This window comes from Methylophilus sp. Leaf408 (assembly GCF_916856905.1).
Lineage (GTDB): Bacteria > Pseudomonadota > Gammaproteobacteria > Burkholderiales > Methylophilaceae > Methylophilus.
Genome location: NZ_CAKASK010000001.1, coordinates 1592423 through 1610424, shown reverse-complemented (window position 1 = coordinate 1610424; position 18002 = coordinate 1592423). Strand labels below are relative to the sequence as shown.

Here is an 18002-nt window from a genome sequence, read left to right as displayed (position 1 = left end):
GATTGAGTATGGACCTGAAGTCAGAAGTAGGCAGCGCCGATAATTCCCTTAAAAGCAGTCTGGACCCATCTACTACCAATGTGGTAGAAACTCCTGAGGAGGAGCCTGCAGAAAATTCTGCAGATTATGAAGCTGATCCTGCGGATCCCGACACAATTGACCCCGAACTGATTAATGCACCTTCGCTGGACGCTGAGGATGATGATTTAACAGAGGAAGAAGTGGATCCTGACCTTGATCAGGATGCGGGTAATCCTATTGAACCTGATTTTGATTTGCCTAGTCCGGATGAGGGGATTCCTGACTAAATTGATTCTGGTTTGGATGACCGCAACTCTGAAAAATGCAGCTGCGGGATCTCAACGCTTGCAATTAGCTGGATTGCCATACGAAATCAGTCTATTGATGCGCTGAAGTCGATCATTATCAAGTCATTAATCAGCCATCTAACTAAACCGATTTTAATGATTTGGTGGTTACTTTAACTTTACTTTTTTTGGTATTCAGTCCTACATTGCCGAGTGTATACATGCTGATAAGGCTTGGCGATGCGCCCTGACACAATTGGAAGTGCATAAGGTAACTTTTGCCAACCTGGATAAATTGGCTTGCACTTCGGATCTCATCAATGGTTAATGCTGCATTTTCACCGATATTGGTAAGCACGGTAGTATCAGTTTCATGCCATTTGAAGTTCATACTTTGTAATGAAATGCCGCTTTCGCTATAAGCAACATTTTTAATCTTTGCCTGGGTGACATGCTGCGTGCAGTCCGGCAGTACCTCATCCATGCTCATCAGCGCAATTACATCCTGTTTAACACCTGCTTTATTTAAAGATGCTTGTGGTGAAGTGCATATTACTTTGGCACCGTCGCTTGAAGTATGACCAAACAATGGGTTCAGGAGCAAAGGAAAAAGAGCTATCTGGCACAGTGTTTTGCTCGCTTTTTTAGTGAATATTTGCATGGCATGTTCCCTTTATTTTTATCAGGATTACTTCATCCGTTAACGAATTACATGATGAATGATTCAACTTGCTCCGGAGTCACGGCGCAAGAAATAGCCGCATAAATCATACAATATATTTATCTTAATTTATATCGGAGTCTGCCAGCTAATACAATAAAGTCTAGCGGGTTTTTGGATTGTGAAGTCGGCAGCATGATGGCGTTGTGATAAAGCGTGAAGACATGATCACGCATATCAAACGCGATAAGGAATAGCCAATCAAGAAAACGGACAGCGAATCAGTTGTGAAAGATCTTCCGTCAATTTTCACCAGTGATACGCTAAGATTCAAACGCTTGCAGGGATTATTTTCTGCGATTCTGTAATACCGTAGGGCCTTCCAATACCGCCCTCACTTTTTTAGCCAGATCTGCCATTTTGTATGGCTTGGTCAGGACTTCAAACTCTACACCCTGATCCTGTTCTTTATCCGGTGACCCGGCATAGCCAGTGGTGAGGAGAACCGGCAAGTTAGGGATCAGTTTACGCAATTCCCGCGCCAGCATAATGCCATTGATACCGCCAGGCATAATAATGTCCGAAAACAGTAATTGAGGAGGCTGTTTTTTTTCAACCAGCTTCTTGGTGGTATTGATCGCTTCAACCGCGCTATTGGACACAATCACTTCGTAGCCCAGCGTCAGCAACATTTCCATTGCTAATTCAGACACTTCAGGCCGGTCATCCACCACCAGGACTGTTTCTTTGCCGCCACGATCTGCCTGCGTTTTAGCGCCAGCCAGGTCAACATGGCGGGTCTGGTCAGTTGCTTTAAAGTAGATACGCACGGTGGTACCCACATTCAACTCTGAATAAATGGTCGCAGTACCGCCAGATTGTTTGGCAAAACCATACACCATTGAAAGGCCAAGGCCAGTGCCTTTGCCTTCTTCCTTGGTGGTGAAGAAAGGATCCATCACGCGATTCAAGATTTCCGGTGGGATCCCGGTGCCGGTATCGGTGATCGCAATCGACACATAGCGGCCAGGTGGCAATCCAGCATAGGCGCTGATGTCTTCCGGGGACACGGTTACATTTTCGGTAACCAGGGTAACTTTGCCGCCTTTAGGCATCGCATCACGGGCATTCACCAGCACGTTAATCAGGCAGGCTTCAAGCTGGGTCGGGTCGAGCTGGCAATTGTGCAGGTTAGGGTCAAGCTCGCGTTGCAGTGATATTTCAGGCCCCAGCGTTTTTAGAACAAGATCACTAATGCCTTGCGCCACGTTGTTAAGATTGACGATACGGCCATCCAGGCGTTGCTTGCGGGCAAATGCCAGCAATTGCTGTGTCAGTGCTGACGCTCTGGTCACTGCACTGCGTATGCTTTCCAACCCGCGCAAGATGGAGGCATCATCCGCTTGTTGGCGGTCTATCTTCAATTTGAGGATATCGACATGGCCAGACATCACTTGCAGGAAATTATTAAAGTCATGCGAAATACCGCCGGTAAGCTGGCCTAACGCTTCCATTTTCTGCGCCTGCGTTAAAGCATCTTCGGCATCGCGGCGTCGGCTGACATCCAGTTGCGAAGCAAAATAATACACAAGTTCTTTTTTCTTGTTGTACACCGGCGAGATGTAGAGGGCATTCCAGAACGAAGAGCCATCCTTGCGGTAATTGAGAATTTCAGTAGTGATTTCGGTGCGCGAAGCAATCGCTTCACGTATCGAATTCACGGTATGAGAATCCGTATCTGGCCCCTGTAAAAAACGACAGTTATGACCGATGATTTCTTCAGCTTTGTAGCCACTCATGGAAATAAATGCCCTGTTGGCAAACACTATAGGATTATCCGGTTGCCTCGGGTCTGTCACCAGCATCGGCATGCGTGTACTTTCAATCGCGGCAAAAAAGATATCGTCTTTATGCTCTGCAATCGCGTTATCGTGGTATTCGGTGACTTCAATTGTGGAGCCTTGCGAATGGGAAGGCTTTTCGGGATGTTTGCTCATAAATTTTTGTAATGCTTGTATTTGTTATTAATGGGCATAAATATATTTACTCAATAAAACCAAATGCTTGCGTACATTTATGCAATATATTTATCAACGCGTGATATTACCGTTATAGCCGTATTTTGTCTGTCAGATATTTAATAAGTCCTCTTGAAAAGGGCTAAGTTCCATGGATTGGTTGTATCTGCTATCAACAGGCAAAAAAAACCACTCCGAAGAGTGGGTAGATAGGGAAATAAATCTAGATGTAGATAAGCACCAAATATTATGGTTGCCGTGATAAATATTATCATAATGCTTGCAGGTTGGTTTTAATTTAAAAGTAATTTTTAAAACAAATGCCAAGTTGAACCATAGATGAGCGTGCCTAATCAGGTCTTCGCTTCGAATAGAGTGGTTTTGTAAACATTCGCCGTAATTTCATATGATCTGAGCCGCGCTGTATGATCAAAGATCTGCGAAGTAATCATCAACTCATCAGCGCCGGTTTTGGCGATAAAAGCCAGCATGTCACTGATAACTTTTTTGCCGTCACCGATTGCAGAGCAAGATAACACCTGGTTCAGAATCGCCCGCTCAGCACCGCCCAGTTGGTTCCATAGATCAAACACTGGCGGCGGTAATCTGGTTGGATTTCCACTACGCAAATTGACAAATGCCTGCTGCATTGAGGAAGCCAGGAAAATGGCTTCTTCCTCAGTATCTGCGGCAAAAACATTAAATCCAAGCATCAGATAAGGTTTATCCAGATACTGTGAGGGCTTGAAAGTTTCCCTGTAAATTTCAATCGCTTGCAGCATATTGGCCGGCGCAAAGTGCGAGGCGAATGCGAAAGGCAAGCCTAAAGCCGCGGCAAGCTGTGCACCAAATAAGCTGGAGCCCAGAATCCATACCGGTATTTCTAATCCCGTTCCCGGAATCGCTTTTACCGGACGCTTGGGTTCAGCAGAAAAATAATCCAGTAACTCCATTACATCTTGTGGAAAAGCATCAGCATCCGAATCAAGATTTCTTCGCAGGGCGCGCGCGGTCGATTGATCCGAACCTGGCGCACGCCCAACCCCGAGATCGATCCGTTTGGGGAATAGAGATTCTAAAGTGCCAAATTGTTCAGCAATCACTAATGGTGAATGGTTGGGCAGCATGATGCCGCCAGCGCCGACACGGATACTGCTCGTGCCCGCTGCGACATGACCTATTAGAATCGATGTGGCGGCACTGGCGATACCAGGCATGCCATGATGCTCAGCCAACCAATAACGATGGTAACCCCACTTTTCTGCATGCTGGGCAAGATCCAGCGTATGCTTGAACGATTGTCCTGCATGACTGCCTTCAGCAATAGGGGAAAGATCAAGGACTGATAACTTGGGTCTGGTGGTGCGTTCGATGTTTAGCATGTCATAGGTTTGATTACTTAATGGTGATTCGTTCACCAAATCAGTGAGTTTTTGACACATTAATTCAATCATGCGTGATTGTAATGAAATGAAAAACCCTGATTGTAAACTGGTTATTTTTGCAGGCTTGTATTAGCATGAGTTTAAATAAGATGGCTATTTATTTAGCTTTAACAAGCATTAAGAGTGAGAAAGTTTGATGAGTTTAGAGGGCCGTGTTGACGAAGCGCTGTTTCATCGGCTGATGTCGAGCGCCCATATTCCGTTAATCGGTAGTGCCCTCGGTGGTTTGCTGATCTCTATTTCACAGCTGGATTCTGATAACCGCCACTTGTTTTTTGCCTGGGCTTTCCTTGTATATGTGGTGATTGCGATACGCTGGTGGTTAACTCAGCGCTGCAAAAACAAATTAGCCAGGCAGGGGTTTGATCGCAAGTTAGCTTATCAGTATTGCCTGACCCTGGCTTTATCTGGGATAGTGTGGGGGGCGCTAGGTTTCCTGATCACTGATGCGCCGCCGATGACGGTGATTATCGTGATTACGGCTATCCAGGCGATGGTCATGGGTGGCGTGGTGACCATGGCTTCCTGTATCCCTGCGTTTTTTGCATTCAGCCTGCCTGCGATGTTGCCTACGGTAGTGATTTTTGCGACCGGCAACAGCACGCCGAATGCTGTAATGGCGGTGTTCAGTGTGATTTTCTATTTGCTGATGGTAGGCGTCACTTATCGTTTTAATCATTCGTTACGGCAGGCGCAACGCATCAGCTTCGAGAATGAGGATTTAATCGGGTCACTCAAAGAGGCTTATCAAAAAATATCCGCGCAAAACCTGGAGCTGAACCACGTTGCCCACCACGATAACTTAACCGGCTTGCCCAACCGTAAATTGCTGGCTGTGCGCATACAGCAAGCGATCGAAATTGCAGAAGTTAAAAAAACCAGCACCGCGATTTTGTACCTGGACCTGAATGGATTCAAGGCGGTTAATGACCAGCTTGGACACGAGGCCGGCGATCTGGCACTGATAGAAGTGTCACGCCGGTTGGGTAAGGTCATTCGTGGTAGCGACACGCTGGCAAGGGTAGGGGGCGACGAATTTGTGATTGTGCTTTCTGATCTGCAAGGACACGCCAAGTCTTCGGTAGAGATGGTTGCCAGCAAATGCCTGATGGTGTTTGAGCAGGAGTTCGTGATTCAGGCATCTGAACGGCAGCTAGGGGCATCCATAGGACTAGCACTTTGCAAAGAAGGCGACACGATAGAGCAGCTACTTTCGCTGGCCGATAAAGCCATGTATCAGGCCAAATTATTAGGTTGTGGAAAAGTACACTGGGCATCTTAACAGTTGCCTGTTCTAGAGCTCTTCTAGGCCCATATCCAAATTCTTCAGTTGATAGTTAAACTGCAGGTCTTTCCTCTGCATATTCTATGCTTTGATTTTTATCCTTTCACTTACAGTTTGAGAAATAAAGGCAGTTTCGCAAGTAGATGACAGTTTCAGGAATAGTTTTTATTTATTCCTGTGAATGTATATCATCATGTACAGCAAGAAATAAAATAGCAGGGCCAGTACTTGTGATTAGCGGGTTCAGGCATGTGCTTGATTTTACAAGCGCATGAATGTGTTTATATGTATCTGTAGCGGAGTGGTTGATGAGCACGTCGCAAACTGTAAAGCATCATCAGCAATTGACGCAGCTTTATCTTGCACTGAGTCAATGCAGCCAGGCGATTGTGCAAAGCCACGATCGGCAGGCGCTATTTGAGAAAATTTGCCGCATCATCGTCGATTTCGGTCACGCGAAAATGGCCTGGGTTGGCGAAGTCAATCCAGAAACAAGACAAGTGAATGTGGCGGCAGCTTTTGGTACCGGGCTTGAATACCTCAATAAAGTGTCTATTTCTGCAGATCCGGAACAGCCTAATGGAAGAGGTCCTTGTGGGCTAGCCATTTCCACCGACCAGCCTTACTGGCTAAAGGATTTTCAAACAAACCCGGTTGCGTCTTTATGGCATGCTTCTGCAGCAGAGTTTTCCTGGAAGGCCGCGGCCTTCTTGCCGCTACATACCGAAGGTAAAGTGGTCGCTTGCCTTTCATTATATGCCTCTGAAGAACACGCTTTTGATCCTGACACCCAGCGGCTGTTGATGGACATGGTGGCGAATATTGACTTCGCACTGGACCGTTTTGCAGTGCAGCAGGAGCGCACTCAATATCAAAAAAGCCTGCTGGCCAGCGAGCAGCGTGCGCGTCAGGTGATGGAAAATGCGCTGGATGCGATTATCAATATGGATACCGGCGGTTTTATCATCGAGTGGAATAAAGCGGCCGAGCGGATTTTTGGCTATAAACGTAGCGATGCCGTGGGTAGAAGTCTGGCGGAAGTGATTGTCCCTGAAAGCTACAGGGAGGCGCACAACAAAGGTCTGCAACGGCTGCAACATTCTGGAGAATCCAAACTGCTGGGCCGTTCTATCGAAATTACAGCGATGCGTAGTAATGGCGCTGAATTCCCGGTGGAATTGACCATTATAGAAATAGTCAGCAGTGGAGAGCGCTATTACAGCGCTTTCCTGCGCGATATTACCCGCCGCAAAGACTATGAAGCGCGCATAAAATTTTTAGCTAATTATGATGCGCTGACCAGCTTGCCCAATCGTAACCTGTTGAATGAGCGTGTGACCAAGGAAATCGAGAATGCCTGGGCGAATGATAGCCAGTTTGCCTTGATGTTCCTCGACCTGGATCATTTCAAGGATGTAAATGACAGTCTGGGACACCGCTACGGCGACAGCTTGCTGATTGAACTGACCAAGCGCTTTCAAAACCTGGTTCGCCCGGAAGATACGATTTGCCGTTTGGGCGGGGATGAATTTGTGTTTTTATTGGCGGGTTCAGGGCATGATGTTGCTAAAGAGGTGGTGGAGCGTTTGCTCGCGGCGGTCGAGCAACCTTTGGTGATAGACCAATACCAGCTAACCGTGACCGCCTCGGTTGGCATTGCCATTTATCCTGACGATGGGCTGGATATTGAAACTCTGCAACGCAATGCCGATGTCGCCATGTACCGTACCAAAAAGGAAAGCCGTAACGGCTACCGTTTTTTCAGTAACCAGATGCAAATCCAGACCACCCGGCATTTGCAAATGGCAAATGCCCTGCGCCAGGCAATCTCCTTGAGACAATTGGAAGTGTATTACCAACCGCAAATGGATCTCACTACCAAAAAACTGGTTGGGGTGGAGGCCTTATTACGCTGGCAGCATCCGCAATTGGGTGCAGTATCGCCGGCCGAATTTATTCCTCTGGCAGAAACCAGTGGTTTGATTATTTCGATAGGCAGCTGGGTGCTTGAACAGGCTGTGCAACAAATACAGCAATGGCAACAAGCGGGTATTCATGATATTTGTGTATCGGTAAATTTATCCAGCATCCAGTTCCGTGATCCCGAATTGCCGGCATTGGTGCAGAGAACATTGCATCGCTACCAGGTGATGCCGCAGGCGCTTGAACTTGAGTTGACAGAAGGCGTGGCGCTGGAAAACCCTGAAGGGGCCGTCAATATGATGGATGCGCTCGATCTGTTGGGTATCCGGTTGTCGATTGATGATTTCGGTACCGGGTACTCATCGCTGAGTTACCTTAAAAAGTTTAAAGTCTATAAGTTAAAGATCGACCAGTCGTTCGTTCGCGATATTTCTACCGATGATGAGGACAAGGCGATTGTGATCGCTATTATCCAGCTGGCGCGCAGCCTGGGATTAAAAACTATCGCCGAAGGCGTGGAAACGGCCGAGCAGAAAGCATTCCTGCTGGCGCATGGCTGCGATGAGATGCAAGGCTATTATTTAAGCCGGCCTATGCGTAGCGAAGATGCAACATCTTTCTTATTGGAAAATCAATAGTCAAACATTTCGGCAATTCTGTTGATACCATCCTCAAAGCACATGCTGATGTGTGCATTTTTCTTAGATTTCCCTCCTGCTTCAACAAGTACCACAAAAATAAAATAGTTGACTTCCTAAATGATAATAATTATCATTTACTTGAAAGTTAACCAAGAGGAGAGTGATAATGAAGCGTCAAACTGTAGTGGGCAAGACCATGCTGGCAGGTAAAACGGCTTGTAAAGTGCTTTATCACAAATCTTCCGATACGGTAGAAGTTGAAGTTGGCGGCACAACGCTCAAGTTCGAAGCGGACAGTTTTATTGTCATTAACGAAATGCTGCGCAAAGCTGCCGCCAGAATTGTGATGCAAACCGAGATAGAAATGAGTATTTGAAAGGATCATCATGCAGGCAATCGGAAAAGAGACAATGCGCTTTGATCCGTCACTGCCGGACGCAGAGTCCGTCATGGCGTCATTGCTTTACATCGCAACGCTATACATTAAAAAGCCCACTTACGAGCTGGCCAAGCAAGCCTTGCGTTTGGCAGAAACGCTGACCGCGCCTGAATATGCAGATTCAGATCTTATCTGCAGGGTGTCGCGTCGCATGTGTGTGCAGTGGACGTTGCTGGTGAATGAGTACGAGCAATCAGCGCTACACACTAGCCCCATGCGCGAGTGCCGCTAATTCCATCCATTAATTCAATGAAACTAATCATGAGTGAACATTCAATGTGTAAGAAAATTTTGTTATCAGGCCAGGCGGGTTTCCGCGTACATTACTGTGAAACCCACCGCACGGTTGAGCTGGAAATAGGAGCCATGAGTTTGAGGTTGGATGAAGATGCGCTGGAAATGATGAGTGAATCTTTAACTGAATCGGTGAGCAAGTTACATGCATTGCAAGCCACCAAAGGCTCATTTGAGGCGTTTATGCGTCAGTTGAAAAACGCCTGATAACAGAAGAAAATGGTATTAAAAAAGGCAGTGACTTAACCGTCACTGCCTTTTGTTTTTCAGATTAAATTTTAATCTACAGATTTCGAGCTGACGTTTCTTGTTAATTCACTCAAGGTTTTATTGAGTGTATGGAAGGCTGCATCAGACAAGCCGGTATCGCAGGCAACGCGTTTTTGCACTTCAGACAACTTGCTGCGCAGGTTCAAACCCTCTTCAGTCAGGCTGACAATCACTACCCGCTCATCATCTTTCTGGCGCGTACGTTTAGTCAGTTTCTTCACTTCCAGCCGTTTTACCACAGGCGTAATCGTAGCCGGTTCCAACAGCAATTTTTCGGCGATTTCTTTAATTGAAAGCTGCTTGTATTGCCAAAGTGCGACCAGTACCAGATATTGAGGGTACGTTAGATTCAGCTTATCAAGGTCGGGCTTATAGGATCGAAGTAGGGCATGCGTTGCGGAGTAAAGTGAAAAACATAGCTGATTTTCTAGGTATAAATTCGGCATGAATGGAGCTTTAAATTGTCATCAATGGAATCCGAATATTACAGCATCAATTACTGACACTGTCTAGAGTTGTTTTACGTAGTTATGAAGGTAATTCAGTATAATTGGCTGTTGCATGCTTAAATTATTGTCAATCTCGGCAAAGAACCGCTCTGCGTTGCCTGAGTCATAGATTTAAAGCCCCTTATAAGCGTATCAATTAAGATAAAATATATAAGATAAAATATATGGGCGCACATTACTTTTAGTGCCACGAATTGACTCCTCGGAATTATGCTGCCGTCCATCACTTTTCTTGATCTCGAAACCACAGGCGCCACCCCGCTAAAAGACCGCATTACCGAAATTGCGCTGGTGCGTTTTGATGATGGGGTCGAAACTGCCCGCTGGCAGACATTGGTCAATCCGCAAATGGCGATTCCCCCATTTATCCAGTCATTGACCGGTATCAACAATGCCATGGTTGAAAATGCTCCCGAGTTTTCCGAAGTGGCAGGACAGCTGCTGGCTTTTCTGGAAGGCAGTGTGCTGGCAGCTCACAATGTCAGGTTTGATTATGGTTTCCTCAAAACCGAATTCAAGCGTATGGGCATCAACTTTCAGCAAAAAGTGTTGTGCACGGTCAAGCTATCACGTCTGTTATATCCGGAACATTTCAGCCACGGCATAGATGCGATTGTGGCCCGCCATAAAATCGAAGGCCTGGCCCGCCACCGCGCAATGGGCGACGTCGAAGCCATCCTGAGAATGCTGGCTGATGCGAGGCAGCAATTGGGTGAGACTGTCATCCAGAGCGCTGCGCAAAAACTGATGGCATCGCCTGTATTGCCGCCGCATATTGATGCAAACCTGATTGGTGAATTACCGGAAACACCAGGCGTGTACCAGTTTTATGGTGAAAACGACTTGCTGTTATATATAGGCAAAGGGACGAATATGCGTGCCCGCGTACTCTCTCATTTTAGCAATGAGCGAGCTACCGGTAAGGATAAGTGCCTGGTGCAGGAGGTTAAACGCTTGGAGTGGATACCCACCGCCGGAGAATTGAGTGCGGTAATATTGGAGTCACGCCTGATCAGGGAGCGAGCACCGGTCTACAACCGTCAGATGCGGCGTGAGCGCCAACTTTGCAGCTGGTTACTGGATTCGTCTGCGCAACCAATGATCAGGCTTGTTGATGAGGAGGATATTGACTCCAGCCAGTTGAATCGCATGTTCGGCACGTTTAAAAGCCGTCACCAGGCAACTGAAGCCTTGCGTAAAATTGCCCAGCAAAATCGCTTATGCCTGAAAACATTAGGGCTGGAAAGCGACAGCAGCGGCGCTTGTCTGGCGTATCAGTTGAAACACTGCAAAGGCGCCTGTTGCGGTCATGAATCAACCGAGATACACGGCTTGCGACTGCAACAGGCGTTAATCGCCCACAAACTCAAGGCCTGGCCTTTCGCAGGCAAAATTGGTATTGAGGAGTACAGTCTGGAAAACGATATAAGGCAGATTCATGTGTTCGAGCATTGGGTATACCTGGGAGTGGCTGATAGCGATGAAAGCCTGCAAGGATTAAGCACACAAATCACTAAGCTTAAATTCGACCTGGATACTTATAAACTGCTGAATAAAGTATTTGCGCAAAAAAAGACCCGCGTGCTGAACCTGCCGCTTTAACACGGCAGTCCGGCTTGCGCGGGTGAAGGGGTAGTCAATTAACGTGGTATATAAAAGGTGCTGTCGGTCGATACCGTCTCGCCAGAAGGCTGCGCAGTGACTTCAATCGTAATGCGCTGGCTTCCCGCTCTTTCTGAATGGGGGATGGCCAGGCTCAGCGGTATTAATGCTTCCTTGGTAGCGTTAACAGTGAGTGACTGTTCACTTTCTACCTTGATTTCAGGCAGCCCTTTGGCACGAATACGGTAGTGCTGTGCTTGCTCGGTGGCATTGATCAGGTGTAACTGATAAAGGTTTTCTACACCCTGGCTGGTTTCCCGGTACATGATGTTACGGTCCCGCATGATGTCGACCTTGAAGTTTGGTTTATGCAACATGCTGTACGCCATCCAGCCAAATATCAGCGCAAACAGTGCGCTATAAATCAGCACACGCGGGCGTAACATATGGCTTAATAAACCATGTTCGCTGGTATTGCCGCCTGCAGAAAATCGGATCAAGCCGCGCGGGTATTGCATTTTATCCATCACCTCATCGCAGGCATCAATGCACAGGCCGCAGCTGATGCATTCATATTGCAAGCCCTGGCGGATATCAATCCCCACCGGACATACCTGCACGCAGATGTTGCAATCTATGCAAGAGCCCAGGCCCTCGGCCTTGAAATCCTGCCCTTTGCTGCGGCCGCCACGTGGTTCGCCACGTTCGCTGTCGTAAGCCACAATCAGCGTGTGATTATCAAACATGGCACTCTGGAAGCGCGCATAGGGGCACATATGTTTGCACACCTGCTCGCGCAGAAAGCCGGCATTGCCATAAGTTGCAACACTGTAAAAACCAAACCAGAACCATTCCCAGCCACTCAGCTGAAAATTCAGCAATGCCGGTGTCAGTTCGCGAATAGGCGTGAAGTAACCGACAAACGATATCCCTGTCACCATCGCAAAACCGAGCCAGACACCATGCTTGCTAAATTTAATAGCTGTTTTTCTTAATCCCCAGGGCTGCGCATCCAGCTTCTGCCGCGCCATGCGGTCACCTTCGATGCGGCGTTCCATCCATAAGAATATTTCTGTATACACCGATTGCGGGCAGGAGAAACCACACCACAAACGACCGGCGACAGCCGTAAACAAAAACAAACCTAGCGCGCACACGATTAATAGCAGTGCCAGGTAAAACAGATCCTGTGGAAAAATCACCATCCCAAACAGGTAAAACCGCTGCGCGTTGATATCCATTAAAAACGCCTGGCGTTCGCCATATTGCAGCCAGGGCAAACCATAAAAAACGATTTGCGTGAGCCAGATCATCAGCCAGCGCCAGTTTTTGAAATAGCCGTTGACCGTTCGCGGATAAATCTTCGCGGTTTTCTGATACAAGGAAATGGTTTTTTCCGTGACCGGGGCGGCCACAATGGGAATCACGGTTTTGCTACGAGAGGCTTGCATGATGACACTCGAAAACGACTGGAGACGAGCGCACTATAGGCTGTTTGCAAAAACTAAAACAGATTCAGTTTTTAATTAAAAAACCATATCAGTTTGGTGTGAGTGTTTTTAAAATGAGCTTGCCCAGTGTCTGGATAGCTTGCAGGCCCGCTGGATTTAATGGATGCCCATAATTGAGGCGGATAAAGTTGGCGTATTGTTGTTGCGACGAAAACATATGCCCAGGTGCAAGACTGATATTTTGGGTGATCGCCTGCTGAAAAAGCTGCAAGCTATCGCACTGTTCTGGCAGTTGCATCCAGAAAAAATAGCCTCCTTGTGGCTGGTTAAAGCGTACCTGCTCGGGAAAGTGCTGATGAATGGCCTGTGAAAACTGCAGTTGCTGCAACATGAGCTGGTGTCTGAGCTGGCGCAGGTATTTATCATAACCTCCTTTCGCCAGATAACTTGCCAGTGCATGCTGGGCCGGGATGGACGTGGCAAGGGTTGTAGAAATTTTCAAGCGCGTGATCTTGTCAGTAAACCGCCCCGCCGAGACCCAGCCGACGCGGTAACCCGGCGCCAGCGATTTGGAAAAAGAGCTGCAATGCATGACCCAGCCCTCCGTATCCCAAGCCTTGGCTGGTAGCGGACGCTGCTTGCCAAAATACAATTCGCGATAGACGTCATCTTCGATCAGCGGCAATCGGTGTCGTGTCACTAAAGCAACGAGTGCCTGCTTTTTATCTTCCGGCATCAGGCTACCGGTAGGGTTTTGAAAATTGGTCATCAGCCAGCAGGCTTTGGGCTGGTGTTGAGTAATGGCCAGTTCCAGTGCAGCTAGATCAATACCATGCTCGGGATGGCTAGGTACTTCAATCGCCTTTAGCCCCATTCTTTCAATTGCCTGCAAGGCAGCATAAAAGCTCGGTGACTCTATGATCACGCTGTCACCAGGCTGGGTTACGGCGGCCAGGCTCAGATTGAGCGCTTCAAGTGCGCCGTTTGTCACGACGATATCTGTTGCATCAGTTTGCGTGCCATCCAACTGGTAACGCAATGCAATCTGGCGTCGCAACTCAAAATCGCCTTGCCCGATATCACTTACCGTATCAGACGGTTGCATGCGGCGAACAGAGGCCACCATATGGTCAGCCAGTTTTGAAAGGGGAAAATGCAATGGACTGGGAAACGCCGAGCCGAACGGCACGTGCTGAGGGTCTTTAATGCGATCCAGAACAGTAAAGACCAGATCGCTGATTTGCAAAATGGTCGGCAGGCCGGTTTGCGCAGGGCTTGCTGGTGCGAGTGACCGTTCGCTACGCAATGGCCCGGCCACGTAATAGCCCGAACGTGGCCGCGTGACCAGCAGGCCACGCGCTTCCAGTAAATAATATGCCTGGAACACGGTGGAGGCATTCACCTGTTTCAGGGCCTGAATCTGGCGTATCGAAGGCAATTTGTCGCCACGATTGAGTAACCCTTGCTGGATGGTGCTGGCAATTTCTTCGGCAATGATTTCGTATTTTTTCACGTAGTGACCTTGCGACATCGTTGCCGGGCAACTGATATGGTAAATTAAATCCAAACTGAAGCTGTTTGGCAAGTGTCATTATGTTTAGGATGCTGCTTTTTGCAGATTGAGATATTTCCTCATGCCCCAGCTAATCATCAGTCATATTGAACGCTTGAACAAAAGACATTACCTGCTCTGGCTTAGCGACGGGCAATCCTTGCAGTTATCGATTACAGATATGTTCAATGTCAAAGTCATGCTGGGCGATCAGGAGGTTGCCTCTGTGCATTTCCAGCCATTAAGCTCATTGAATAATATTGAAATGCCGCCGCTGTATCGCATTAATGACTATCGCGCGCCAGCAGGTGTTTTTGCTTTATTGGCTGATGGTTTTCTCAACGCCATATTAAGTGTGTACGCGTTCTATACACACGGTATAATCAAGCCTTGGCGAGCGGCACCGGCAATTAAATCGCTGCTGGCTTGACACTCATCCATTCACCACCCGCATTCGCTGTTGAATATACGCAAATGTATTTGCATTCTTGAATTAATTGCGTATAATTGCGGGTTCTTTAAAAGGCGACGTTTAAGGCATTTTTATGTACGCAGTGATTAAAACAGGTGGCAAACAGTACAAAGTTACCGCTGGTGAAAAATTAAAAGTTGAAAAATTGGTTGGCGACGTGGGTTCTACTGTTGTGATCGACAAAGTATTGTTGATTGCAAACGGCGAAACGACTACGGTTGGTGCACCTTTGATAGCCGGCGCTACAGTGAATGCCACAGTGGTATCACATGGCCGTGGTGACAAAGTGATGATCTTTAAAATGCGTCGTCGTAAGCACTATCGCAAGACTCAAGGTCATCGTCAGAGCTATACTGAAATTCAAATCGATACTATTTCTGCTTAATCGGCAGATTGCTAGAGTAAGGAATCAAACATGGCACACAAAAAAGCAGGCGGTAGTTCACGTAACGGCCGCGACTCACAAGCCAAACGCCTGGGCGTAAAAGCTTTTGGTGAAACAGTAGTTAACGCCGGTAGCATTATCGTGCGTCAACGTGGTACAAAAATGCATGCTGGCGAAAACGTTGGCATGGGTAAAGACCACACGCTGTATGCACTGGTTGAAGGCAAAGTTAAATTTGCTATCAAAGGCGCGTTAAAGCGTCATACAGTGAGCATCGAAGCGGTTTAATCGCAGATTCATGTAAAAAGCCCTGTCGCTTGACGGGGCTTTTTACTTTATAGTTATCAGATTGTAGCCTTGTATAATTGCCTGTTAACAAGCACAGGCAATTTGAAATTTTAAGATGCAGTGCAAGGCACACGGCACGCAAAAACCGGAATGTACAAAGTACACAAGGATATTGAGTACCGTGTAACGCAACAATGCGCTTAAAAGGCAAATTGATCATGAAGTTTATTGACGAAGCTACTATCAAAGTTTACGCCGGTGACGGCGGTAATGGCGTAGCCACATTCCGCCGTGAAAAATACGAGCCTATGGGCGGCCCCAATGGTGGTGATGGTGGCAAGGGCGGTTCGGTATTCGTGCTCGCAGACCGCAATATCAATACTCTGGTGGATTATCGCTATACCCGAACTTTCAAAGCCCAGCGCGGTGAGAACGGTAGCGGATCAGATTGCTACGGCAAGGGTGGCGATGATATGGTGCTGCGTGTGCCTGTAGGAACCACTATCAGCGACAAAGCGACCGGCAATACCATGGTTGACCTCAATGTCGACGGCCAGCAGGTTATGATCGCCAGTGGCGGTAAAGGTGGCCTGGGCAATATTCACTTTAAAACCAGTACCAACCGTGCACCTCGCCAATGTACCAAAGGCGATCCGGGTGAAGCTTTCGAGCTGTATCTGGAGTTGAAAGTGCTGGCAGATGTCGGTTTGCTGGGTATGCCAAATGCGGGCAAATCTACATTTATACGCTCGGTATCAGCTGCTAAACCAAAAGTCGCCGATTACCCGTTTACCACGCTGCACCCCAATCTTGGCGTTGTGCGTGTCGATAGCAATCGCAGTTTCGTCATCGCTGATGTACCAGGCCTGATTGAAGGTGCCGCTGAAGGTGCTGGTTTGGGCCATCAATTCTTGCGCCATCTGCAACGTACTTCTTTATTACTACATCTGGTCGACATCGCGCCGTTTGATGAAATGGTCGATCCAGTGAAAGAAGCTAAAGCCATCGTTAACGAGTTAAAGAAATACGATCAAGAGTTATATGACAAACCTCGCTGGCTGGTGTTGAATAAAATCGACATGCTGCCTGACAGCGCCGAGAAGGTCGCAGACTTTGTCAAAGCTTATGGCTGGGATGGTCCCGTGTTCGCTATTTCTGCGATCAGTGGTATTGGCTGTAAAGAACTGACGTATGCCATCATGGATCATATCGACCAGGCGCGCGTGCAGCGTCATGCTGAAGCTGACCAACAGCAAGCAGCACCGGTGGCTCAAGCACCACAAGTGATTGAATAAATAACAGATAATAAAAAATCGGTATGGGTGTCTCCCTTATTCAAGATAGTAAAACCCTGATTGTGAAGGTCGGGTCCAGCCTGGTCACCAATAATGGCCAAGGCCTGGACAGGGCTGCGATTGCTGCCTGGGCCGAGCAAATCAGTGCCTTGGTTAAGCAGGGCAAGCATGTGGTACTGGTATCCAGTGGCGCCGTGGCTGAAGGCATGCAGCGCCTGGGCTGGAAAAAACGTCCTGTGGAAATCAACGAGTTGCAAGCTGCTGCGGCAGTAGGGCAGATGGGGCTGGTGCAAATGTACGAGCAATGCTTTGCACAACACGGCTTGCACACTGCCCAATTACTACTGACCCATGACGATCTGGCCGACCGCAAGCGCTATCTCAATGCGCGCACTACCTTGCGCACCTTGCTTGATTTGAACGTGATTCCCATCATTAATGAAAATGATACGGTGGTCACTGAAGAAATCCGTTTTGGTGATAATGACACGCTGGGTGCGCTGGTCGCTAACCTGATTGAAGCCGATGCACTGATTATACTCACCGACCAGCAAGGTCTTTATTCTGCTGATCCCCGCAAAGACCCCAATGCCGTATTTGTGCATTCCGAAATGGCAGGTAACCCGGCTTTGGAAACCATGGCTGGTGGTGCTGGCAGCGCGGTCGGCACCGGCGGTATGCTCACTAAAATACTGGCTGCCAAACGTGCCGCCAATAGTGGCGCGCATACGGTGATTGCATCCGGCCGTGAGCCGCAAGTGCTGGTACGATTAAGCCAGGGCGAAGCGATCGGTACCCACCTGCAAGCAGGCAAAATGAAAATCATCGCCAAGAAACAATGGCTGGCAGATCATTTACGTCTGGGTGGAAAACTGGTGCTTGATGCAGGTGCAGTAAATGTATTATGCAAGGATGGCAAAAGCCTGCTGCCGATAGGGGTAGTCGAGGTGATTGGCCAGTTTGAGCGTGGCGATGTAGTGGCCTGTGTCGATGCCGAAGGTAAAGAATGGGCGCGCGGCATTGTGAATTACCATGCCAGCGAAGTCCGTCGCATCATGCGCAAACCGAGTAGCGAGATTAAAAACATACTTGGCTATGTAGAAGAAAAAGAACTGATACACAGGGATAACCTTGTGGTGTTATAAAACAAGCCACTCATGCACT

General features: G+C 47.8%; 18 protein-coding genes. 12 read left to right on the top strand and 6 right to left on the bottom strand.

Going from position 1 to position 18002, the window contains the following annotated elements:
* The first annotated feature begins 8 nt into the window (after window positions 1-8).
* Window positions 9-308, top strand: coding sequence for a hypothetical protein (locus LPA26_RS07485; protein ID WP_229007873.1), 300 nt, complete (start codon window positions 9-11; stop codon window positions 306-308).
* Between the two features lie 142 nt (window positions 309-450).
* Here LPA26_RS07485 and LPA26_RS07480 read toward each other — a convergent pair whose 3' ends face one another.
* The 3 genes from LPA26_RS07480 to LPA26_RS07470 form a co-directional block, all read right to left on the bottom strand.
* Window positions 451-969, bottom strand: coding sequence for a hypothetical protein (locus LPA26_RS07480; protein ID WP_200934427.1), 519 nt, complete (start codon window positions 967-969; stop codon window positions 451-453).
* 347 nt (window positions 970-1316) lie between these two features.
* On the bottom strand, window positions 1317-2966 hold the full coding sequence (locus LPA26_RS07475) for a histidine kinase famiy protein (RefSeq protein WP_229007872.1): 1650 nt from the start codon (window positions 2964-2966) through the stop codon (window positions 1317-1319).
* Window positions 2967-3340: 374 nt separating this feature from the next.
* Entirely contained in the window at window positions 3341-4369 is a 1029-nt protein-coding gene (locus LPA26_RS07470; RefSeq protein ID WP_229008345.1) for an LLM class flavin-dependent oxidoreductase, read from the bottom strand.
* A gap of 199 nt (window positions 4370-4568) precedes the next feature.
* Here LPA26_RS07470 and LPA26_RS07465 point away from each other — a divergent pair, with 199 nt between their 5' ends.
* The 5 genes from LPA26_RS07465 to LPA26_RS07445 all read left to right on the top strand — a co-directional run bounded on the left by LPA26_RS07465 (window position 4569) and on the right by LPA26_RS07445 (window position 9221).
* Entirely contained in the window at window positions 4569-5714 is a 1146-nt protein-coding gene (locus tag LPA26_RS07465) for a diguanylate cyclase (protein WP_229007871.1), read from the top strand.
* Window positions 5715-6025: 311 nt separating this feature from the next.
* Window positions 6026-8278, top strand: a complete 2253-nt coding sequence (locus tag LPA26_RS07460) for a bifunctional diguanylate cyclase/phosphodiesterase (RefSeq protein WP_229007870.1) — start codon at window positions 6026-6028, stop codon at window positions 8276-8278.
* 169 nt (window positions 8279-8447) lie between these two features.
* On the top strand, window positions 8448-8657 hold the full coding sequence (locus LPA26_RS07455; protein ID WP_055826707.1) for a hypothetical protein: 210 nt from the start codon (window positions 8448-8450) through the stop codon (window positions 8655-8657).
* Window positions 8658-8667: 10 nt separating this feature from the next.
* Complete coding sequence (locus LPA26_RS07450; protein ID WP_229007869.1) at window positions 8668-8952, top strand: hypothetical protein; 285 nt, start codon at window positions 8668-8670, stop codon at window positions 8950-8952.
* A 29-nt stretch (window positions 8953-8981) separates the two neighbouring features.
* Window positions 8982-9221, top strand: a complete 240-nt coding sequence (locus LPA26_RS07445; protein ID WP_055826703.1) for a hypothetical protein — start codon at window positions 8982-8984, stop codon at window positions 9219-9221.
* A gap of 71 nt (window positions 9222-9292) precedes the next feature.
* Here LPA26_RS07445 and LPA26_RS07440 read toward each other — a convergent pair whose 3' ends face one another.
* A complete protein-coding gene (locus tag LPA26_RS07440; protein WP_055826701.1) occupies window positions 9293-9730 on the bottom strand; it encodes a MarR family winged helix-turn-helix transcriptional regulator in 438 nt (145 codons plus the stop codon).
* A 273-nt stretch (window positions 9731-10003) separates the two neighbouring features.
* Here LPA26_RS07440 and LPA26_RS07435 point away from each other — a divergent pair, with 273 nt between their 5' ends.
* Window positions 10004-11395, top strand: coding sequence for an exonuclease domain-containing protein (locus LPA26_RS07435; protein ID WP_229007868.1), 1392 nt, complete (start codon window positions 10004-10006; stop codon window positions 11393-11395).
* A 38-nt stretch (window positions 11396-11433) separates the two neighbouring features.
* On the opposite strand, the gene ccoG is transcribed toward LPA26_RS07435, so the two are convergent.
* On the bottom strand, window positions 11434-12846 hold the full coding sequence (gene ccoG / locus LPA26_RS07430) for a cytochrome c oxidase accessory protein CcoG (RefSeq protein WP_229007867.1): 1413 nt from the start codon (window positions 12844-12846) through the stop codon (window positions 11434-11436).
* 88 nt (window positions 12847-12934) lie between these two features.
* Window positions 12935-14359, bottom strand: a complete 1425-nt coding sequence (locus LPA26_RS07425; RefSeq protein ID WP_229008344.1) for a PLP-dependent aminotransferase family protein — start codon at window positions 14357-14359, stop codon at window positions 12935-12937.
* A gap of 121 nt (window positions 14360-14480) precedes the next feature.
* On the opposite strand from LPA26_RS07425, the gene LPA26_RS07420 reads away from it, so the two are divergent.
* From LPA26_RS07420 to proB, 5 genes are all read left to right on the top strand, one after another.
* The gene (locus tag LPA26_RS07420) at window positions 14481-14828 is read left to right on the top strand and encodes a hypothetical protein (protein ID WP_229007866.1); all 348 of its coding nucleotides are present in this window, start codon (window positions 14481-14483) and stop codon (window positions 14826-14828) included.
* Between the two features lie 115 nt (window positions 14829-14943).
* The gene (gene rplU / locus LPA26_RS07415; protein WP_055826691.1) at window positions 14944-15255 is read left to right on the top strand and encodes a 50S ribosomal protein L21; all 312 of its coding nucleotides are present in this window, start codon (window positions 14944-14946) and stop codon (window positions 15253-15255) included.
* Window positions 15256-15285: 30 nt separating this feature from the next.
* The gene (gene rpmA / locus LPA26_RS07410) at window positions 15286-15543 is read left to right on the top strand and encodes a 50S ribosomal protein L27 (RefSeq protein WP_055826688.1); all 258 of its coding nucleotides are present in this window, start codon (window positions 15286-15288) and stop codon (window positions 15541-15543) included.
* A 218-nt stretch (window positions 15544-15761) separates the two neighbouring features.
* Window positions 15762-16838 (top strand): GTPase ObgE, encoded by a 1077-nt coding sequence (gene obgE, locus LPA26_RS07405; RefSeq protein ID WP_229007865.1) that lies wholly within the window; start codon window positions 15762-15764, stop codon window positions 16836-16838.
* Between the two features lie 23 nt (window positions 16839-16861).
* A complete protein-coding gene (gene proB, locus LPA26_RS07400) occupies window positions 16862-17983 on the top strand; it encodes a glutamate 5-kinase (RefSeq protein ID WP_229007864.1) in 1122 nt (373 codons plus the stop codon).
* Window positions 17984-18002 lie beyond the last annotated feature (19 nt).

Bases quoted from the DNA above. Each gene is read 5' to 3' on its own strand.
- LPA26_RS07470 (WP_229008345.1), bottom strand. From the start codon at position 4,369: ATGCTAAACATCGAACGCACCACCAGACCCAAGTTATCAGTCCTTGAT.
- rplU (WP_055826691.1), top strand. From the start codon at position 14,944: ATGTACGCAGTGATTAAAACAGGTGGCAAACAGTACAAAGTTACCGCT.
- proB (WP_229007864.1), top strand. From the start codon at position 16,862: ATGGGTGTCTCCCTTATTCAAGATAGTAAAACCCTGATTGTGAAGGTC.
- LPA26_RS07420 (WP_229007866.1), top strand. From the start codon at position 14,481: ATGCCCCAGCTAATCATCAGTCATATTGAACGCTTGAACAAAAGACAT.
- LPA26_RS07485 (WP_229007873.1), top strand. From the start codon at position 9: ATGGACCTGAAGTCAGAAGTAGGCAGCGCCGATAATTCCCTTAAAAGC.
- LPA26_RS07435 (WP_229007868.1), top strand. From the start codon at position 10,004: ATGCTGCCGTCCATCACTTTTCTTGATCTCGAAACCACAGGCGCCACC.
- LPA26_RS07475 (WP_229007872.1), bottom strand. From the start codon at position 2,966: ATGAGCAAACATCCCGAAAAGCCTTCCCATTCGCAAGGCTCCACAATT.
- LPA26_RS07450 (WP_229007869.1), top strand. From the start codon at position 8,668: ATGCAGGCAATCGGAAAAGAGACAATGCGCTTTGATCCGTCACTGCCG.
- LPA26_RS07465 (WP_229007871.1), top strand. From the start codon at position 4,569: ATGAGTTTAGAGGGCCGTGTTGACGAAGCGCTGTTTCATCGGCTGATG.
- LPA26_RS07455 (WP_055826707.1), top strand. From the start codon at position 8,448: ATGAAGCGTCAAACTGTAGTGGGCAAGACCATGCTGGCAGGTAAAACG.
- obgE (WP_229007865.1), top strand. From the start codon at position 15,762: ATGAAGTTTATTGACGAAGCTACTATCAAAGTTTACGCCGGTGACGGC.
- ccoG (WP_229007867.1), bottom strand. From the start codon at position 12,846: ATGCAAGCCTCTCGTAGCAAAACCGTGATTCCCATTGTGGCCGCCCCG.
- LPA26_RS07480 (WP_200934427.1), bottom strand. From the start codon at position 969: ATGCAAATATTCACTAAAAAAGCGAGCAAAACACTGTGCCAGATAGCT.
- LPA26_RS07445 (WP_055826703.1), top strand. From the start codon at position 8,982: ATGAGTGAACATTCAATGTGTAAGAAAATTTTGTTATCAGGCCAGGCG.
- rpmA (WP_055826688.1), top strand. From the start codon at position 15,286: ATGGCACACAAAAAAGCAGGCGGTAGTTCACGTAACGGCCGCGACTCA.
- LPA26_RS07440 (WP_055826701.1), bottom strand. From the start codon at position 9,730: ATGCCGAATTTATACCTAGAAAATCAGCTATGTTTTTCACTTTACTCC.
- LPA26_RS07460 (WP_229007870.1), top strand. From the start codon at position 6,026: ATGAGCACGTCGCAAACTGTAAAGCATCATCAGCAATTGACGCAGCTT.